Below are 18,288 nucleotides of genomic sequence, written 5' to 3'. Positions count from 1 at the left end.
CCCCTGAGGCTGGAACCTCGGAGCCTCGGCCCGGAGACGCGATCCTCAGACCGCTTCCCCCGTCGGGTCCCCACCGATGCGCGCCGGAGGCTTTGCAAGCGCAAGGCCAGGCGCGAGATCGAGGATCTCCAGACAAATTCCCTCCCCCTCCCCCAGAAACGCGGGAAAGGGAGAGGGCAAAGTGGGGGCTCCGGAGAGCCCCGTCAGGTCAGTGGGGAAATCAGCTGCCCTTGCCGCCGCACTTGCCGGTGGCAACGTTGAAGTTGCCGCATTCCATCGGCTTGCGCCAATCAGCGATCAGGTCCTTGGAGTCGGGCAGATAGTCGGACCACTCGTCACCGACGACGGCAGGCGTTTCCTGAACGACTTCGAACTGGCCGTCGGCCTGGATTTCACCGATCAGCACCGGCTTGGTGATGTGGTGGTTCGGCATAACGGTGGCATAGCCGCCAGTGAGGTTCGGAACCGTCACGCCGATGATGGTATCGAGAACTTCGTCAGTCTCGGTGGTGCCGGCCGCTTCGACGGCCTTAACCCAGGCGTTGAAGCCGATATAGGCAGCTTCCATCGGGTCGTTGGTCACGCGCTTTTCGTTGCCGGTGAAGGCATGCCAGGTCTTGATGAACTCGGCATTGGCAGGGGTGTCGACGGACTGGAAGTAGTTCCAGGCTGCGAGGTGGCCGACGAGCGGAGCGGTGTCGAGGCCGGCGAGTTCTTCTTCACCGACGGAGAAGGCGACGACCGGGATGTCTTCGGCCTTGATGCCCTGGTTGGCGAGTTCCTTGTAGAACGGAACGTTGGCGTCACCGTTGATGGTGGAAACGACGGCGGTCTTCTTGCCGGCCGAGCCGAACTTCTTGATGTCGGAGACGATGGTCTGCCAGTCGGAATGACCGAACGGCGTGTAGTTGATCATGATGTCTTCTTCGGCAACGCCCTTCGACATCAGATAGGCCTTGAGGATCTTGTTGGTCGTCTGCGGATAGACGTAGTCGGTGCCCGCGAGAACCCAACGCTCTACGCCTTCGTTTTCGGCGAGGTAGTCGACGGCCGGGATAGCCTGCTGGTTCGGAGCGGCACCCGTGTAGAAGATGTTGCGCGAGGATTCTTCACCCTCGTACTGAACCGGGTAGAAGAGGATCGAGTTCAGCTCTTCGAAGACCGGGAGAACGGACTTGCGCGACGAGGAGGTCCAGCAACCGAAGACGGCCGCAACCTTATCCTTTTCGATCAGCTCGCGCGCCTTCTCGGCAAACAGCGGCCAGTCGGAAGCCGGGTCGACAACGACGGCTTCAAGCTTCTTACCGAGAACGCCACCCTTCTTGTTCTGCTCTTCAACGAGCATCAGCATGGCATCCTTCAGCGTCGTTTCCGAAATCGCCATTGTGCCGGAGAGCGAGTGCAGAACGCCGATCTTGATCGTGTCTTCCTGGGCAAACGCACCGTGGAAGGCCGTCGTCGACAGCATGGCGCCGAGCAGCGCGCCGGTCAGTTTCATCTTCAGATTCATCGTTGTGATCCCCTCTTCTTGGTCGCAACCGGTCGGTTAATGGAATTTAACCGTTGCTGAGGGGGACTATCCGATGCTGCGCCGCAAAACCGTATACGTCGTTTGACGTAGGTCGGGGGGCAAAAGAGGGGAACTGCCCGCCAGATGGTGCACCAGACGGATGCCGGGGCTTGTGCCGCGAGACCTGGCACCGATATAGGATGGCTAGCCTGAAAGGATTGCCATGGAACTTCCGCCGCGCCGCACCGCTCTCAAAGAGGCCACTTCCCAGGCGCACGCCGCACTGGATGCCATGGTCGGCAACTTCAAGACGCTCGACGACTACAAGCGGTACCTGACAGGCATCGCAACGTTCCGCCTGCCGGTCGAAGCCTGGCTGTCACAGACGGATCTGCCCGCTGAGCTCGATGGCTATCAGCCCCATATGGTTCAGTCCGAACTTGAAGCTGACCTCGCCGACCTCGATACCGCAAGACCGAAGAACCAGCCGGCCTTTCATCCGCCGGAAGGCGAAGGGGTGGTCGGCCTGCTCTATGTGCTAGAAGGTTCGTCGCTCGGCGCACGCCTGCTGGCAAAGCGCGCCGAGGCGCTGGGACTGTCGGCCGAATTCGGCGCACGACATCTTTTTTCTCAGGCACGGAACTTTTCCAGCTGGCGCGCATTCTCCGATCGTATGGAGAACGTGCGTGTCTACGACGACCAAGCCGCTGCGAGGTGGGCAAACACCGCTTTCGACTATGCCCGTAGTGCCTTCGAAAGCGCCCTGAATGCAAATTGTTCCGACCGTCGACCTCACCAATTGTGATCGCGAGCCGATCCACATCCCCGGCTCGATCCAGCCCCATGGATGTCTTCTCGCCTGCGACCCAGCGATAACCTCTGTCAGACGATACTCTGCCAATGCCGCCGAAATGCTCGGGGCAACCCGACCGATGGACGGGATCCGGCTGACAGACCTCCTCGGCGAGGATGTCGTGCATGACATCCGCAATGCCGTGGCGTCCGCACCGGAAGCCAGCCGCCCTGCCGTCATAGCCCATCTCAGACTGCCGGGTGGCCAGCATTTCGATGTCGCCGTGCACCGCCAGAAACAGGGCGCCATTCTCGAATTCGAACCTTCCTTCCGGCGCACCCAGCCGCTGCAGCTCGCACGCGAAATGATCGGCCGGGTCAAGGATATCAACGACATCGACCTTCTGATTTCGTCTTCCGCCAAACTTGTCCGCACGGTCCTCGGCTACGATCGCGTGATGATCTATCGCTTCGAGGAAGACGGCTCCGGCAAGGTCTCGAGCGAAGCGAAGCGCCACGACCTCGAAAGCTTCCTCGGCCAGTATTTCCCCGCGACAGACATTCCGCGCCAGGCTCGCATCCTTTACATGCAGAACCCGATCCGGGTGATTTCCGATGCGCGTGGTCAGCGGGTCGAGCTCTTGCCTGAGGCTCAGGAACGCGTCGAACCGCTCGATCTTTCCTTTGCGCATCTCCGCAGCGTCTCGCCCATTCATTGCGAATATCTGCGCAACATGGGCGTTTCCGCATCCATGTCGATTTCGATCATCGTGGACGACCGACTCTGGGGCCTGATTGCTTGCCATCACTATGCACCGAAGACGCTCAGCATGTCGGAACGCATCGCAGCCGAGATGTTCGGCGAGTTCTTTTCGCTGCACCTCCTGGCGCTGAAGCAGAAGCGCAAGCTCGACATCTCGAACGAGGCACGGCGATCGCTCGACCGCTTCCTGCAGGCAGCATCGCATCGCTCCGACCTCGACGACATTCTGACCGCCGCATTGCCCGAATTCCAGGCGCTCTTTGCCTGTGACGGCGTCGGTCTCTGGATGAATGGCCGCTGGACCGCGATCGGCAGCACGCCGCCCCGTGGAGCGGAGGAAGATCTCGCGCGCTTCATCGGCGAAGTCGCCGATGGGCGCATCTGGTCGACAAAGACCCTGTCGCAGGACTATCCGCCGGCTGGCGCCTACTTCGAGGACGTATCCGGCGTCATGGCCGTCCCGCTCTCCCACCTGCCGCGCGACTACATCTTCTTCTTCCGCAAGGAGCGGCTGCAGACGCTGAACTGGGCCGGAAACCCGGACAAGACCTACGAGATCGGACCGCTGGGTGACCGCCTGACACCACGCAAAAGCTTTGCGATCTGGAAGCAAACGGTGCAGCGCCAGGCAACACCATGGCGCGACAGCGATTTCGAGATCGCCGAGGCCATCCGCTCCGCAACCGTCGAGATCGTGCTGCGCCACAACGAGCTCATGGAAGAAGAGCGAAGCAAGGCGGATCTTCGCCAGCGCATGCTGAATGAGGAACTGAACCACCGGGTAAAGAACATCCTGGCAGTGATCAAGTCTCTGGTCGCGGCGCCATCGCAGGACGAGGTGCCGATCCAGGATTACATCGGCTCGCTGCGTGGCCGCATCCATGCCCTCTCCCACGCCCATGACCAGTTGACCCGCGGCGGCGGCGGCGGAACACTGGGAGACCTCCTCCAGGCTGAACTCCTCCCCTATCGCGCCGGTCGCAGCCAAATCGAGATCAAGGGCCCTCCCGTGACACTCGATGCTCGCGCCCATGCCGTGGCCGCGCTCGTCATCCACGAGATGTGCACCAATGCCGCGAAATACGGCGCGCTGTCGCGCGATGGCGGCTTGCTTACGGTGTCCTGGGAGGAGGTCGGCGATGGCGACTGTCGTCTCCACTGGCAAGAAAGTGGCGGACCGACCATTGGTCCCATCGGTCGAAAGGGCTTCGGGTCCGCGCTGATCGAACGAAGCATCCCCTACGACCTCGGCGGCACGAGCCGGGTCGATTATCGTCCCGAAGGACTGGATGCCGAGTTCCGCCTGCCGGGCCGTTTTCTGACCTGGGAGGCCCAGACTTCGAGCGAAGAACCCAATCCGGATGCCGAGGCCGAAGTGGCTCCTCATCCGACCAGCATCGCTGGAATACCGGTTCTGCTGGTCGAAGATCAGGTCCTGATAGCGATGGATGCAGAGATGATGCTGGCGGATGCCGGCATCGACAATGTCGTGACCGCAAGCTCGAGCAACGATGCCTTGAACCGTCTCAAGACTTTCACACCGGCAATTGCGATCCTCGACATCAATCTCGGCAGCGACACATCTGTTCCCGTGGCCCAGGAACTTTTGCGCCGCGACATCCCCTTCGTCTTCGCAACCGGCTACGACGACCGATCCTCCGTACCGGAAGAACTGCTCTCCATACCGGTGGTAAGAAAGCCCTACGACGCGACAGCGCTTGTGCGGGCGCTTTCCGATCGGCTCTCGGCGATCAGGTTGCGCTGACAATCATCACCACGCCGGACAACCCCTCGATTGCCGGGGTTGTCCGCGCCTGCCCCATCCAACATGTTCTCTTTTCGTTCGGCAGGAGTGGGGAGAGGCAGCATGGAATCGCTGGAACGCTTCATTATCGAAGCCAAGGCAGCGACCTATATCAGTGGCAAGCGCCCGCAGGCGCTCGCCACGCGCGTCGGCGCCAAGGACATTTTTTACGACCAGGGAGCCCTGCGCTATCTCGACAGCCACTACGGCGGCACCGATTTCCTCGGCCAGGAAGTCGTCTGGCAGGACGAGCGCCCCGTCTGGGCGATGAACTATTATGGCAGGATCCTCGACCCGAGCCGCTTCGACGGGGAGCGCGCGGGCATCGTGATAAAGCAGGCCCTCACGGCACTTTATCAGGAAAAGCGCTTTCTCGGCGGCTTTACCTATCAGCATTCACTCGGTGAATATGTCGACCAGTCGGTCGGCGATTACACGAGCTTCCTCGGCGTCGAGCGCATTCTCCTTGCCGATCGCACCGTCTATCAGCTGGACTATCAGGGCGGACTGATCAAGCCCTGACGGGCCTTGCTATTCTGGATAATCCCGTGAAAATGCCTAAAGGAAAGCCATCTCGAGAGAGGCGCTAGATTTTAGGCATGCCGGCACGCCAACGCATCATTCCTGTTCGCCGCGAATACAATCGCTGGGTCGCGAACCAGACGCTGGAAGACTATGCCTTGCGCTTCACGGCCAAGAGCGCCCGCAAATTCTCGTCGAGCCGCATCTCCCAGACGGCCATCGGCGCCATTTCCTTCCTCGCCCTGGAGGCGATCGGCGGCACGATCACCATCGCCTACGGCACCACCAACGCCTTCTTCGCCATCATTGTTGCCGCTGTCCTGATGCTGCTCATCGGCATTCCGATCAGTCGCTATGCCATTCGCCATGGCGTCGACATCGATCTGCTCACCCGCGGTGCGGGCTTCGGTTATATCGGCTCGACGATCACCTCGCTGATCTATGCCGGCTTCACCTTCATGCTCTTTGCGATCGAAGCCTCGATCATGACCAAGGCGCTGGAACTCGCCTTCGGCATTCCGCTCTGGCTGGGCTACATCATCTCCGCCGTTGCGGTCCTGCCACTGGTCACCTACGGCATCCGGATGATCTCGAAGTTCCAGCTGATCACCCAGCCTTTCTGGATCGTTCTCAACATCCTGCCCTTCGTGTTCATAGCCTTTCTCGACTGGGAAAAGATCGACCTCTGGATCGCCTTTGCCGGCGTCGATCACTCGAATGCCCATCTCGGCGAGGCAGCGCCCTTCAACCTCCTGGAGTTCGGCGCCGCCTCCGCCGTCATCCTGGCTCTCATGCCGCAGATCGGCGAACAGGTGGACTTCCTTCGCTTCCTTCCTCCGGAAGGCGCACGCAAGCTGCACCACCGTATCGCCATCTTCCTCGCCGGCTCCGGCTGGGTCGTGCTCGGCGTTCCCAAGCTCCTGGCAGGCTCCTTCCTCGCCGTCCTGACCCTCTCGACCGGGGTGCCGATCAGCGAGGCCGCCGATCCCGCCCATATGTATGTCGCAGCCTTCGGCTACATGATCCCCAATGAAACGGCGGCCATGCTTCTCATGGCGGGTTTCGTGGTGATCTCGCAGCTGAAGATCAACGTGATGAACGCCTATGCCGGCTCGCTCGCCTGGTCGAACTTCTTCTCTCGCCTGACCCACAGCCATCCGGGCCGTGTCGTCTGGCTGGTCTTCAATGTGGCGATCGCGCTGCTGTTGATGGAACTCGGCATCTACGGCCTATTGGAAGAAACGCTCGGCATCTTCTCGATCATTGCCATGAGCTGGCTCTGCGCCATCTCGGCCGACCTCTTCGTCAATAAGAAGCTGGGCCTCTCGCCACCCGGCATCGAGTTCAAGCGCGCCCATCTCTACGACATCAACCCGGTCGGCTGTGGCACCATGGCGCTCTCGGCTGCGCTGGCACTCGCCGCCCATTTCGGCGCCTTCGGCTCGACCATGGCGTCGCTTTCGACCTATGCGACGCTGGTCGCCTTCCTCATCTCGCCGCTCATCGCTTGGTGGACCGACGGCAAGTTCTATCTGGCACGCAAGCCGCGCCACAGCTGGAAAAACCAGACCGGCATCACCTGCTCGATCTGCGAACACCCCTTCGAGCCGGAGGACATGGCCTGGTGCCCCGCCTATGCCGCACCGATCTGCTCGCTCTGTTGCACGCTCGACAGCCGCTGCCACGACATGTGCAAGCCGCATGCGAAGCTCAATGCCCAGGCAGCCACCGTTGCCCGCAATGTCCTGCCTCCTGCGGTGATCGAAACCTTCTCCACCCGGCTCGGGCGCTACGCCCTGACGGCCATGCTGTCGATTTCGGTGATCGGAGCGATACTCGCGATCATCGCCCATCAGGTGAATGCCGCCACACCCGAAATGGCCGATGTGGTCAACCGGACTGTGACGGTCGTCTTCTTCATCTTCGCAATCATAGCCGGCATCGTCTCCTGGTTCTATGTGCTGGCCCATGACAGCCGGGTCGTGGCGGAAGAGGAATCCTCGCGCCAGAACACGCTGCTGCTGAAGGAAATCGCCGCCCACCAGAAAACCGACGCGGCCCTGCAGAATGCCAAGGAGACGGCGGAAGCGGCAAACCGCGCCAAGAGCCGTTATGTCGTCGGCCTCTCCCACGAGCTGCGCACGCCGCTCAACGCCGTGCTCGGCTATGCCCAGATCCTCGAACGCGACGAGACGATCCCCGTACCGCGCCAATCGGCGATCAAGGTCATCCGCCGCTCTGCAGACCACCTGTCTGGCCTGATCGACGGGCTACTCGACATCTCCAAGATCGAGGCCGGCCGCCTCCAGGTCTTTTCCAACGAGGTCAACATCCAGGACTTCCTGGATCAGTTGGTTGACATGTTTTCACCGCAGGCCGCCGCCAAGGGCCTCGCCTTCGAACACCAGCGCTCGCGGAACCTGCCACTCTACGTGCGTACCGACGAACGGCGGATCAGGCAGATCCTCGTCAACCTTCTTTCCAACGCCATCAAGTTCACCGAGGAAGGCACGATCCGCTTTACCGTCGACTATCGCAGCCAGGTCGCAACCTTCACCCTCAGCGACACCGGCCGCGGGATCTCGGAAAAGGATCTGAATCGGATCTACGAACCCTTCCAGCGCGGCGAGGCCGACAATATCCGCCCACAGCCCGGGCTCGGCCTCGGGCTCACCATCACCAAGCTTCTGACAAACACGCTCGGCGGCGAAATCTCCGTCACCAGCGAACGCGACAAGGGGTCGACCTTCAAGGTTCGGCTGATGCTATCGGCGATTGACCGGCCGAACACCGCCCCTGCCCCCGAACGCAAGATCGTGTCCTATACTGGTCCGCGCCGGACGATCGTCGTCGTGGACGACAACGAGGACCACCGCGAGCTGATGCGCGAGGTTCTCGCCCCACTCGATTTTGTCGTGCTGACGGCTGCCGGCGGGCCCGAATGTCTGACGCTGATCGAAGGCGTGAAGGCCGACCTCTTCCTGGTCGATATCTCGATGCCCGGCATGAACGGCTGGCAGCTTGTCGAGAAACTGAGGGACGCGGGTCAGAAGGCCCCCATCCTGATGCTCTCCGCCAATGTCGGCGATGCCCCGGCTCCCGGCGGTGAAGGCCATGACGACGCCATCACCAAGCCCGTCGATATCACCCGCCTGCGCGACAAGCTCGCCCGCTTCCTCGGCCTCGACTGGATCTATGCCGACGACCCGCGCCTTCTGCAGCCGGCAATGCCGCTTGAGAAGCCGGTTTCGCCGGGACCCGGTCATATCGAGGAATTGATCAGCCTCTGTGATATCGGTTATGTGCGCGGCATCGAGGCGAAGCTTGCGGAGCTCGCCGGTTCCGGCAATAACGCAGCCTTTATCGACGCCGCACGCACCTATCTGCAAGCCTTTGACTTCCCCGGTCTGCGCGGTTTTCTCAGTTCCTTCGAAACCGGCAGGGAAGCGATCCATGGCTGAGGCGAACCGCCGCGACATCGTGCTTCTGGTGGACGACAGTCCCGATGCACTCGGGTTCTTGACCGAAGCGCTGGAAGCCTCGGGTTATTCCGTCCTGATCGCCACTTCCGGCCATGGCGCCCTGTCGATCGTTGCCCGCATCAGCCCCGATCTCATCCTCCTCGATGCCGTGATGCCGGGCATGGACGGTTTCGAAACTTGCCGCACGCTGAAGGCCGACCCGGTCGTCGCCCAGGTGCCGGTGATCTTCATGACGGGCCTCACCGAGACCGAGCACGTCGTGAAAGCGCTGGAATCAGGTGGGGTCGATTATCTGACCAAGCCCATCAACATCGACGAATTGCGCGCCCGCATCCGCGTCCACCTGTCCAATGCCCGTTCCGCCCAGAGCGCCCGCGTCGCTCTCGATGCCGCCGGGCGACACCTGCTCGCGATCCGAGGAGATGGGCAGGTGCACTGGACGACGCCGCAGGCCAACAGATTGATTGAAACGGCGACCGGCCTCCCGGACAGGATCGGCGACGTCGCAAAAGCTGCGGCCGCCTGGCTGACCGTACGCCGTGCCGGCACATCCCAGCAGACCGACACCAGCTTCCCCTATCCCGGCGCAACCGGCCTGCCGCTGACGCTCTCCCTGCTCGGTACCATCGGTGCCGACGAATACCTCTTCCGCCTGACCTCCGCCAATCGCCAGAGCGAGGACGAGATGCTGCGCGAACGCTTCGGGCTGACCCATCGCGAGAGCGAGGTTCTCCTCTGGATCGCCAAGGGCAAGGCCAACCGCGACATCGGCGAGATCCTCGGCCTGTCGGCCCGCACGGTGAACAAGCACCTTGAGCAGATCTACTCCAAGCTCGGAGTGGAGAACCGCGCCTCGGCCGCGGTGAAGGCGGCGGGCGTTCTGCGCGAGACGTGATAGGCAGTCGGCAGTCGGCAGTCGGCAGTCGGCAGCGAGATTGGATCGATTGCCGAGCAGCTTAGCAAGCCTCGGCATTCACCGCACCCTGACGTGGACCAAACCCTAGTCCCTAGTCCCTATTGCCTATTGCCTATTGCCTATTGCCTACTGCCTCCCCCGCCCCCAAACGCAGAAAGCCCGGCACAAGGCCGGGCTTCCGTCGGTCCGATGAAGGATCGAATTAGTTCTGGAAGTACGAGTACTTGCCGTCGTCGCCCTTCTTCCAGGTGTACATGACGTAGTCCGGACGGGTGATGTCGCCCTTGGCGTCGAAGCCGAGTTCGCCGATAACGGTCGTGTACGGGCCCTTTTCCTTGAGCGCGGTCGCAACGGCTTCCGGATCGGAAGAAGCAGCAGCCTTGGCAGCTTCTGCGATGACCTGCAGAGCAGCGTAGGAGTAGAGCGTGTAGGCTTCCGGTTCGAAGCCGGCGTCGCGGAACTTCTTGACGGCGTCAGCAGCGTTCGGGTTCTGGCGCGGATCCGGCGGGAAGGTCATCAGGGTGCCGTTGACTGCGTCACCAGCGATCGAAGCCAGTTCGTTCGAGGTGATGCCGTCGCCCGACATCAAGGTTGCGGTCAGGCCCTGGCTTGCCATCTGGCGCAGGATGAGACCGGCTTCGGTGTGCAGACCGCCGAAGTAGACGACGGAAACGCCGGCTTCCTTCATCTTGGCGATCAGGGCCGAGTAGTCCTTTTCACCAGGGGTGATGCCTTCGTAGATCACTTCGGTAACGCCGAGCTCGTTCATCGCCTTCTTGGTTTCGTCAGCGAGACCCTGGCCGTAAGGCGTCTTGTCGTGAACGACAGCAACCTTGGCGTCCTTGAAGTTGTCGGCGATGTACTTGCCGGCAACAGCGCCCTGCTGGTCGTCACGGCCGCAGGTACGGAAGGTGTTCCACAGGCCGCGCTCGGTGAAGTTCGGGTTCGTCGAAGCAGGCGTGATCTGCAGGATGCCGTTTTCGGCATAGACTTCCGACGCCGGGATCGAGACGCCCGAGTTGAAGTGACCGACGACGAACTTGACGCCGTCAGCAACGAACTTGTTGGCAACCGAAACGCCCTGCTTGGCGTCCGAAACGTCGTCGCCGAGAACGATCTTGATCGGCTCGCCGTTGATGCCGCCGGCTGCGTTGATGTCGGCAGCAGCCTGCTCGGCACCCTTCTGCAACTGTGCGCCGAAGGCAGCGTTCGGGCCGGTCAGCGGGCCGGCAACGCCGACCAGGATTTCGGCATAGGCGCTGCCGCTGAAGGCAACCATGGCCGACAGCGCAACCGCCGAAAGGAGAGACTTCTTCATATTTTGACTCCCAATTTTTTATGCGGGTTAGGTTTGAAAAGCCTGCGCAATACCCGCTGTGACTGCGCCGGAAACTGTTCCACTCTTTATTTCTGGCCAAGGCCTTGTTGTTTACCAGGCCGACGCCTTCTGTCGCCAATCTGCGACAGAAAACAACGGCTTGTCAATCTTTGTTCTTCCACGAGAAATACGAGGTTCTCTGGTAGAGCCAATAGTAGTTGTCGACCATCTGAGTGGTACGGCGTGCCTGGAAACCGGCCACCGCGAACACCATGAGAAGTGCGACGTCGATCACGTAGAAGAAGGGGCTGAGGAAGGGACCGCCAAACAGCGAGAAGTGAAGGAACCGCATCGCAAATCCCAATCCCAGCACGTAGACGAACACGGTGCCGTAGCCGTTCCAGCTCTCGGCAGCAGCCTTGCCGGTGCGCCACGCGGTCCAAAGACCGAGCAGCACCACAAGGAAGCGGAGGACGTAGCGAACAGTCGTGTCGCTCTCGAAAAACAAACCTTGCATGTCAAATACTCCCCGCGCTCAGTGATGGCCGCCTTCGAGATAGGCCGCACGGACCGAAGGATCGGCCAGCAGTTCCTTACCCGTGCCACTCATCGTCACCTTGCCGTTGACCATGACATAGGCACGGTCTGACAGTTTCAGTGCAGCGAATGCGTTCTGCTCGACGAGGAAGACGGTCAGTCCCTCTTCCTGGTTGAGCCGCTTGATCTGCTCGAAGATCCCCTTGACGATCAGCGGCGCGAGACCGAGCGACGGTTCGTCGAGAAGCAGCAGCTTCGGGCGCGACATCAGGGCGCGGCCGATAGAGAGCATCTGCTGCTCCCCGCCCGACAGCGTGCCGCCACGCTGGGTCTGCCTTTCCTTCAGGCGCGGGAACATGGTGAAGATCTTCTCCACGTCCTCCTTGAAGTACTTCAGATTATCCAGGCCGGCACCCATCTGCAGGTTCTCGAGAACGGTCATCCGCGGGAAGATGCGGCGACCTTCAGGCGACTGGGCAATGCGGCGGCGCGCGATCAGATGCGTCGGCAGTCGCGTAATGTCTTCGCCGTCGAAGACGATCTGGCCGGAGCGCGCTTGCGGGCTGCCGCAGATCGTCATCATCAGGGTCGACTTGCCGGCCCCGTTGGCGCCGATCAGCGACACGATTTCGCCCTTGTGCGCCTCGACGTCAACACCGGCCAAGGCGCGGATATTGCCATAATAGGTCTCGACGCCGGCGACTTTGAGAAGCGGTTCAGAGGACATCAGTGTTCTCCCCCTGCAACGGCTTCGACTTCATGGATAGCATCATCCAATTCTTCATCCTCGACACCCAGATAGGCCGCGATGACCTTCGGGTCGTTCTTCACGTGGTCAGGCGTGCCGTCAGAAATCTTCTGGCCGTATTCCAGAACCACGACATGGTCGGAAATCTGCATGACGACGGACATGTCGTGCTCGATGAGGAGCAGCGATGTGCCTTCGTCGCGGATGCTCCTGAGCAACGTGTTGAGCGCCAGAGACTCCTTCGGGTTGAGACCGGCAGCCGGCTCGTCCAGGCAAAGGAGCTCGGGCCCCGTGCACATGGCGCGGCAGATCTCGAGCCGCCGCTGGGCACCGTACGGCAGATCGCCGGCCGGATCGTCGGCGCGTTCGATCAGATCGGCCTTTTCCAGCCAGTAGCGTGCCTTCTCGATCGATTCAGCCTCGGCCTTTTTGTAGGCCGGCAGGCCGAGCAGACCGAGAATGGTGTAGCCCGAGGCCTTCATCAGCGCATTGTGCTGCGCCACCAGCAGGTTTTCGAGAACGGTCAGACCCGAGAAGAGCCGGATGTTCTGGAAGGTACGGGCGACCTTCGCCTTCTTGGTGATCTCGAAATCCGGCAGCCTCTCCAGAAGATACTGCTGGCCGGACTTCTGGTTTAGCGTAATCATCCCCATGGTCGGCTTGTAGAAGCCGGTGATACAGTTGAAGACCGTGGTCTTGCCTGCACCGTTGGGGCCGATCAGCGCGGTGATTTCGCCGCGCTTGGCTTCGAAGGAGAAGTCGTTGATGGCCATTAGACCACCGAAACGCATCGACAGATGCTCGACTTTCAAAATGGTGTCTTTGCTCATTGTCGTGTTCCCGGAAGCCATCAGCCGTGACCTTCCTTGGTGAAGCTGCCCGAAACGGCCTTGCGTTCCTTGAGGAAGGCCGTCGGCTCTCTGCTGCCGACGAAACCGCGCGGCTTGAACAGCATGACCACGACCATGGCGAGGCCGAAAAGGATCATGCGGTAGAGTTCCGGCGTGAAGTCGGGTCCGAAGATATGCTTCAGGAATTCCATCTCGCGCAGCGCTTCCGTGCCACCGATCATGACGATGGCAGCAATCGCGATCCCGGTGAGCGACCCCATGCCACCGAGTACGACGATGGCGAGGATGACGGCAGATTCCAGGAATACGAAGCTTTCCGGCGAGACGAAGCCCTGGCGGGCCGCAAAGAAGGAGCCGGCAAAGCCACCGAACATGGCACCGATCGCGAAGGCGGTGAGCTTGGTCGTGACCGTGTTGATGCCGAGCGAGCGGCAGGCGATCTCGTCTTCACGCAGCGCTTCCCACGCACGACCGATCGGCATGCGGCGAAGCTTGATCGTGACATAGGCCGTCAGGCAGCACAGCGCCAGGATCACGTAGAAGAGGTAGATCTTGTAGTAGGCAGACGACATCGGCAACCCGAACGTCTTGGCGAAACCATCAGCCGACGCGTTGAACTCGATGCCGAAGAAGGTGGCCTTCGGAATGCTCGAGATACCGAAGGTACCGCGGGTCACGTCCTGCCAGTTGATCAGCACCAGTCGAATGATTTCCCCGAAGGCGAGCGTCACGATGGCGAGATAGTCACCTCTGAGGCGCAGAACCGGGAAGCCCAGGATGATGCCCCAGAAGGCCGCCAGAATGCCGGCGAGCGGCAGCAGGATCCAGAAGGACAGACCGAAGTTCTGCGCAAGCAGCGCGTAGGAATAGGCGCCGACGGCATAGAAGGCGACATATCCGAGGTCGAGCAGGCCGGCGAGACCGACAACGATGTTCAGACCCCAGGCCAGCATCACGTAGATGAGGATCTGGATACCGAAATTGTCGACATATTTCAGCGAACCCTGGACACCCGAGAGTGCCACGATGACCGGCGGATAGAGGATCAGGGCAATCAGCGCGATCTTCAGGAAATGCGTCTTGAGGAAGGGCTGCTTGGCGTCGATGTCATGCACCGGCACCGCAGCCGACTTCTTTTCCTTGCGGGCGGCGAACCAGGGCGCCAGGAAGGCCACCATGGCGAAACGCCCGACGGCGGCGATGATGACGAAAATCGCCAGCAGTCCCCAGCGCGGATACCAGATCAGCTCATTGGCCATGTTCTGATCGGTCTTGATGCCGATGTAGAGGCTGAACAGGCCAAGAGCCAGAAGGCCGGCGAACAGGCCTTCCTTGATGGCGCGCGCCATTGTGCCGGACGAAGCGGCACCGTTTACGTTTGCAGGAGTAGTCATGGGATCAAACCTTCTCGACTTCCGGACGTCCGAGGATGCCGGTGGGCTTGAAGATCAGCACGAAGGCCAGGATGGCGAAGGTCGCGACATCCTTGTAGGCGATGCTGAAATAGGCCGACCAGAGCGACTCGATGAGGCCGATCAGCAACCCGCCAAGCACGGCGCCCGGGAGCGAGCCGATACCGCCGAGAACGGCTGCCGTAAAGGCCTTTACGCCGGGAATGAAGCCGTCATGGAACGAGGCGACACCGTAATACATGAGGTACATGGTACCGGCCACCGCTGCGAGCGCGGCACCCATGACGAAGGTGATGGAAATGGTGCGGTCAACATCGACGCCGAGAAGCGCCGCCATCTTGCGATCCTGTTCGGTCGCACGCTGCGCACGGCCGAGCGGGGTCTTGTTGACGATATACCAGAAGGCAGCCAGCAGGACGGCCGTGACAAGCACGATGATGACCTGCTTGACGGCGATGGTGACATCGCCGAAATGCAGAACGTCGCTGACCAGCGGCGGGATCGGCTTGTTGCGCGGACCCTGCGAGATCTGGATGAAGTTCGACAGCACGATCGACATGCCGATCGCGGTGATCAATGGCGCGAGGCGGAACGAACCGCGCAACGGCCGATAGGCCACGCGCTCGATCGTCCAGTTCCACAGACCGGTCATCAACATCGCAACGATCAGCATGATCAGCAGCGCAAGCGCCACCGGAATGCCGGCGAAGAACGATGTGAGAATGAGGAAAACGATCAGAGCGGCAAAGCCGCCGAGCATGAAGATGTCACCATGGGCAAAGTTGATCATGCCGATGATGCCGTAAACCATCGTATAGCCGATAGCCACGAGGCCATAGATGGATCCAAGAGTCAGCCCGTTTATGAGCTGCTGGATGAAGTATTCCATACATTATCCCCCGGACGCACCTGTTTACTGCGTCTCATTTTGTTGTCCCTGGCGGGCGTAGGCGTCGGAGGATTCCATATCGCTTTGTCCGAAAATGTGAAGCCTAAAAGGCGGGCACGGCACAAAATGTTACTGTTTCGCAGCACTTTGGCCCTTGAAATGACAGGCCACACAAAAAATCGGCAGAAAAAGCTTACGAAATCAGCAGGTCGCGGGAGCGACCTGCTGTCCATTTCAAAGCTCTAAAGCAAGCCCATTTTTGTGGAAAACGGTTCAGTTTCTCATTCGCGACCCATTCGCGTCAAATAGCGACTGAGGCTGCAGGCGGGCGGGCAGGATTTCCCCAAGAATTTCCACGCTCCAGCCGTCGATTTCGTCCGCAATTTCTTTCGGCACGTAGCCGATTGCGACGGAAACGCCGCTTGGATGCGCATAGCCACCCGAGGTGACCCACCCGCACACCTCGCCCTTGTAGGAGATCGGCTCGTCGCCGATGACATCGGCATCCTTGGCATCGACGATGAAGGTGCGAAGCCTGAGCTTGCCGCCGGACAGCTTCTCCTCGATTGCCGCCTTCTTGCCGATGAAATCCGCCTCCTTCTTCAGGGCGACGAAACGCGACAGGCCTGCCTCAAGCGGTCCGTAAAGCGGACGAAATTCACGTGACCAGCTGCCGAAGCTCTTTTCCAGCCGGAGGGCATTGAGCGCCCTGAGACCGAAGAGGGAGATGTTGAACTCGGCACCGGCTTCCATCAGCGCGTCGAAGACATAGCGCTGGTATTCCGGTCGCATCCAGATCTCATAGCCGAGGTCACCGGTATAGCTGACACGGCCAAGGATGACCGGCGCCATTCCGAGATCCATCTCGCGGATCGCCATGAACGGCAGCGCGGCATCGGATACATCGAGATGGGTGAGCTTGGCCAGCACATCGCGGGACTTCGGCCCGGCAATGGACAGGCCGACAAGGCTGAGGTTCAGCGCCTCGACATCAACCGAGCCGTCGTCGGGTAGATGGCTCTCGAACCAGCGCATGTGATAGTCCTCGGCAATGCCCGAGCCGATGACGAGGAAGTCCTCGTCGTCGAGATTGGCGACGGTGAAGTCACCGATCAGCTTGCCCGCCTCGTTCAGCATTGGGGCGAGCGCCATGCGACCGACTTCGGGGATCTTGCAGGCGAGCATGCGATCGAGCCACTCGCGCGAGCCCTCCCCGCTCACCATGTATTTGGCAAAGCCCGAGGTCTCCATCAGGCCTACGCTCTCGCGCACGGCCTTGGCCTCGCGGCCGACCGCCTCGAAGTCTGTCGAGCGGCGCCACGAGAAGGCATCCTCGACACCCTCGGGCGCGAACCAGAGCGCCGCCTCAAGCCCGTAGGAAGCACCGAACACGGCCCCGGCCGCCTTCAGCTTGTCGTAGATCGGCGTGGTGAGCAGCGGACGGGCGCCCGGAAGCTCCTCGTTCGGATAGCGGATCGAGAAACGGCGGGAATAGTTTTCGCGCACCTTGGCATTGGTATAGGCAAGCGTCGCATAGTCACCGTAGCGGCAGACATCCATGGCGAACACGTCGAAGCCCGGATCGCCCTCGATGATCCACTGGGCAAGCGCCAAGCCCACGCCGCCGCCCTGGGAGAAGCCCGCCATGACGGCGCAGGCCGACCAGAAATTGGTCATGCCGCGCACGGGGCCGACCAGCGGGTTGCCGTCCGGCGAGAAGGTGAAGGGGCCGTTGATGATCTTCTTGATGCCGGCATTGTTGAAGGCCGGAAAATGCCGGAAACCGATTTCAAGCTCGTTGGTAATGCGCTCCAGGTCTTCCGCGAGAAGCTCATGGCCAAAGGTCCAGGGCGTCTCGATCGGCGACCACGGACGGCAATCCTTTTCATAGGTACCCATCAGCATGCCGTTGCGCTCCTGGCGGATATAGATCTCGCCGTCGAAGTCGACGCAGTGCATCAGCTCCTTGCCGGTCGTCTTGTTGAACTCGATGACCTCGGGCATGTCCTCGGTGATCAGATACATGTGCTCCATGGCGAGCACCGGCAGCTCCAGCCCGACCATGCGGCCCACTTCGCGCGCCCAGAGACCAGCGGCATTCACCACATGCTCCGCGCGGATCTCGCCCTTGTCGGTGATGACGCGCCAGGTGCCGTCTTCCAGCTGCACCAGATCCTCCACCTTGGTGTGCAGATAGATCTCGGCACCGTTCTTCTTGGCCGACTTCGCGTAGGCGTGCGTCGTGCCGTAGGGGTCGAGATGGCCCTCATGCGGATCGAAGACCGCGCCGACGAACTGCTTGGGATCAAGCAGCGGCATCATCTCATAGGCTTCCTGCGCCGAAATGAGCGTCGCCTCACCGCCGGCATATTTGCCCTTGGCGAGCAGCGACTTCATCCAGTCGAAGCGCTCCTTGGTGGCCGCCAGCATCAGGCCGGAGGTCATGTGCAAACCGATATCCTGGCCGGAATATTCCTCGATTTCCTTGTAGAGCTCGACCGTATACTTCTGCAGCTTGGCAACGTTCGGATCGCCGTTGATCGTGTGCATGCCGCCGGCGGCATGCCAGGTCGAGCCGGAGGTCAGCTCCGAGCGCTCCAGCAGCACGACATCGGTCCAGCCGAATTTTGTCAGGTGGTACAGGACCGAACACCCGACGACACCCCCGCCGATGACGACGACACGCGCATGGCTCTTCATGGAAAAACGCTCCCCTTGGCAGCAATGGATTGGTACCACAAAGC

At 61.0% G+C, this 18,288-nt stretch carries 13 protein-coding genes; 5 read left to right on the top strand and 8 right to left on the bottom strand.

All coding sequences use genetic code 11. From position 1 onward, the window contains the following. Window positions 1–220: 220 nt before the first annotated feature. Window positions 221–1,510 carry an urea ABC transporter substrate-binding protein gene (gene urtA, locus H6M51_RS14480; protein WP_185810521.1) on the bottom strand — a complete coding sequence of 430 codons (1,290 nt, stop codon included), beginning with the start codon at window positions 1,508–1,510 and terminating at the stop codon, window positions 221–223. A gap of 223 nt (window positions 1,511–1,733) precedes the next feature. On the opposite strand from urtA, the gene H6M51_RS14475 reads away from it, so the two are divergent. From H6M51_RS14475 to H6M51_RS14455, 5 genes are all read left to right on the top strand, one after another. Next, complete coding sequence (locus tag H6M51_RS14475; RefSeq protein WP_185810520.1) at window positions 1,734–2,315, top strand: biliverdin-producing heme oxygenase; 582 nt, start codon at window positions 1,734–1,736, stop codon at window positions 2,313–2,315. Then, window positions 2,278–4,830, top strand: a complete 2,553-nt coding sequence (locus tag H6M51_RS14470) for an HWE histidine kinase domain-containing protein (protein WP_185810519.1) — start codon at window positions 2,278–2,280, stop codon at window positions 4,828–4,830. The genes H6M51_RS14475 and H6M51_RS14470 overlap by 38 nt, the downstream gene beginning before the upstream one ends. 102 nt (window positions 4,831–4,932) lie before the next feature. After that, window positions 4,933–5,391, top strand: coding sequence for a DUF5680 domain-containing protein (locus H6M51_RS14465; RefSeq protein WP_185810518.1), 459 nt, complete (start codon window positions 4,933–4,935; stop codon window positions 5,389–5,391). A gap of 77 nt (window positions 5,392–5,468) precedes the next feature. Further along, window positions 5,469–8,852: an ATP-binding protein gene (locus H6M51_RS14460; RefSeq protein WP_185810517.1), complete on the top strand. Its 3,384-nt coding sequence runs from the start codon at window positions 5,469–5,471 to the stop codon at window positions 8,850–8,852. Continuing rightward, on the top strand, window positions 8,845–9,768 hold the full coding sequence (locus tag H6M51_RS14455) for a response regulator transcription factor (RefSeq protein ID WP_185810516.1): 924 nt from the start codon (window positions 8,845–8,847) through the stop codon (window positions 9,766–9,768). The genes H6M51_RS14460 and H6M51_RS14455 overlap by 8 nt, the downstream gene beginning before the upstream one ends. Before the next feature lie 223 nt (window positions 9,769–9,991). On the opposite strand, the gene H6M51_RS14450 is transcribed toward H6M51_RS14455, so the two are convergent. From H6M51_RS14450 to H6M51_RS14420, 7 genes are all read right to left on the bottom strand, one after another. Further along, the gene (locus H6M51_RS14450) at window positions 9,992–11,107 is read right to left on the bottom strand and encodes a branched-chain amino acid ABC transporter substrate-binding protein (RefSeq protein WP_185810515.1); all 1,116 of its coding nucleotides are present in this window, start codon (window positions 11,105–11,107) and stop codon (window positions 9,992–9,994) included. Window positions 11,108–11,270: 163 nt separating this feature from the next. After that, a complete protein-coding gene (locus H6M51_RS14445; protein WP_185810514.1) occupies window positions 11,271–11,624 on the bottom strand; it encodes a DUF6867 family protein in 354 nt (117 codons plus the stop codon). An 18-nt stretch (window positions 11,625–11,642) separates the two neighbouring features. Next, on the bottom strand, window positions 11,643–12,371 hold the full coding sequence (locus H6M51_RS14440) for an ABC transporter ATP-binding protein (RefSeq protein WP_185810513.1): 729 nt from the start codon (window positions 12,369–12,371) through the stop codon (window positions 11,643–11,645). Then, window positions 12,371–13,243 (bottom strand): ABC transporter ATP-binding protein, encoded by an 873-nt coding sequence (locus H6M51_RS14435; protein WP_185810512.1) that lies wholly within the window; start codon window positions 13,241–13,243, stop codon window positions 12,371–12,373. The genes H6M51_RS14440 and H6M51_RS14435 overlap by 1 nt, the downstream gene beginning before the upstream one ends. Beyond that, a complete protein-coding gene (gene livM / locus H6M51_RS14430) occupies window positions 13,243–14,592 on the bottom strand; it encodes a high-affinity branched-chain amino acid ABC transporter permease LivM (protein ID WP_407073588.1) in 1,350 nt (449 codons plus the stop codon). Before livM ends, H6M51_RS14435 begins: the two co-directional genes overlap by 1 nt. A gap of 49 nt (window positions 14,593–14,641) precedes the next feature. Continuing rightward, on the bottom strand, window positions 14,642–15,544 hold the full coding sequence (locus tag H6M51_RS14425) for a branched-chain amino acid ABC transporter permease (RefSeq protein WP_185810510.1): 903 nt from the start codon (window positions 15,542–15,544) through the stop codon (window positions 14,642–14,644). 273 nt (window positions 15,545–15,817) lie between these two features. Continuing rightward, entirely contained in the window at window positions 15,818–18,244 is a 2,427-nt protein-coding gene (locus tag H6M51_RS14420; protein WP_185810509.1) for an FAD-dependent oxidoreductase, read from the bottom strand. Window positions 18,245–18,288: the final 44 nt, after the last annotated feature.

This window comes from Rhizobium sp. AQ_MP, assembly GCF_014237835.1.
GTDB lineage: Bacteria > Pseudomonadota > Alphaproteobacteria > Rhizobiales > Rhizobiaceae > Allorhizobium.
This window is presented reverse-complemented; position numbering and strand designations above follow the sequence as displayed.

Coding starts and splice junctions, on each gene's coding strand:
- H6M51_RS14440 (WP_185810513.1), bottom strand. CDS start 12,371: ATGTCCTCTGAACCGCTTCTCAAAGTCGCCGGCGTCGAGACCTATTAT.
- H6M51_RS14465 (WP_185810518.1), top strand. CDS start 4,933: ATGGAATCGCTGGAACGCTTCATTATCGAAGCCAAGGCAGCGACCTAT.
- H6M51_RS14475 (WP_185810520.1), top strand. CDS start 1,734: ATGGAACTTCCGCCGCGCCGCACCGCTCTCAAAGAGGCCACTTCCCAG.
- H6M51_RS14455 (WP_185810516.1), top strand. CDS start 8,845: ATGGCTGAGGCGAACCGCCGCGACATCGTGCTTCTGGTGGACGACAGT.
- livM (WP_407073588.1), bottom strand. CDS start 14,592: ATGGCGCGCGCCATCAAGGAAGGCCTGTTCGCCGGCCTTCTGGCTCTT.
- urtA (WP_185810521.1), bottom strand. CDS start 1,510: ATGAATCTGAAGATGAAACTGACCGGCGCGCTGCTCGGCGCCATGCTG.
- H6M51_RS14470 (WP_185810519.1), top strand. CDS start 2,278: ATGCAAATTGTTCCGACCGTCGACCTCACCAATTGTGATCGCGAGCCG.
- H6M51_RS14435 (WP_185810512.1), bottom strand. CDS start 13,243: ATGGCTTCCGGGAACACGACAATGAGCAAAGACACCATTTTGAAAGTC.
- H6M51_RS14450 (WP_185810515.1), bottom strand. CDS start 11,107: ATGAAGAAGTCTCTCCTTTCGGCGGTTGCGCTGTCGGCCATGGTTGCC.
- H6M51_RS14425 (WP_185810510.1), bottom strand. CDS start 15,544: ATGGAATACTTCATCCAGCAGCTCATAAACGGGCTGACTCTTGGATCC.
- H6M51_RS14460 (WP_185810517.1), top strand. CDS start 5,469: ATGCCGGCACGCCAACGCATCATTCCTGTTCGCCGCGAATACAATCGC.
- H6M51_RS14445 (WP_185810514.1), bottom strand. CDS start 11,624: ATGCAAGGTTTGTTTTTCGAGAGCGACACGACTGTTCGCTACGTCCTC.
- H6M51_RS14420 (WP_185810509.1), bottom strand. CDS start 18,244: ATGAAGAGCCATGCGCGTGTCGTCGTCATCGGCGGGGGTGTCGTCGGG.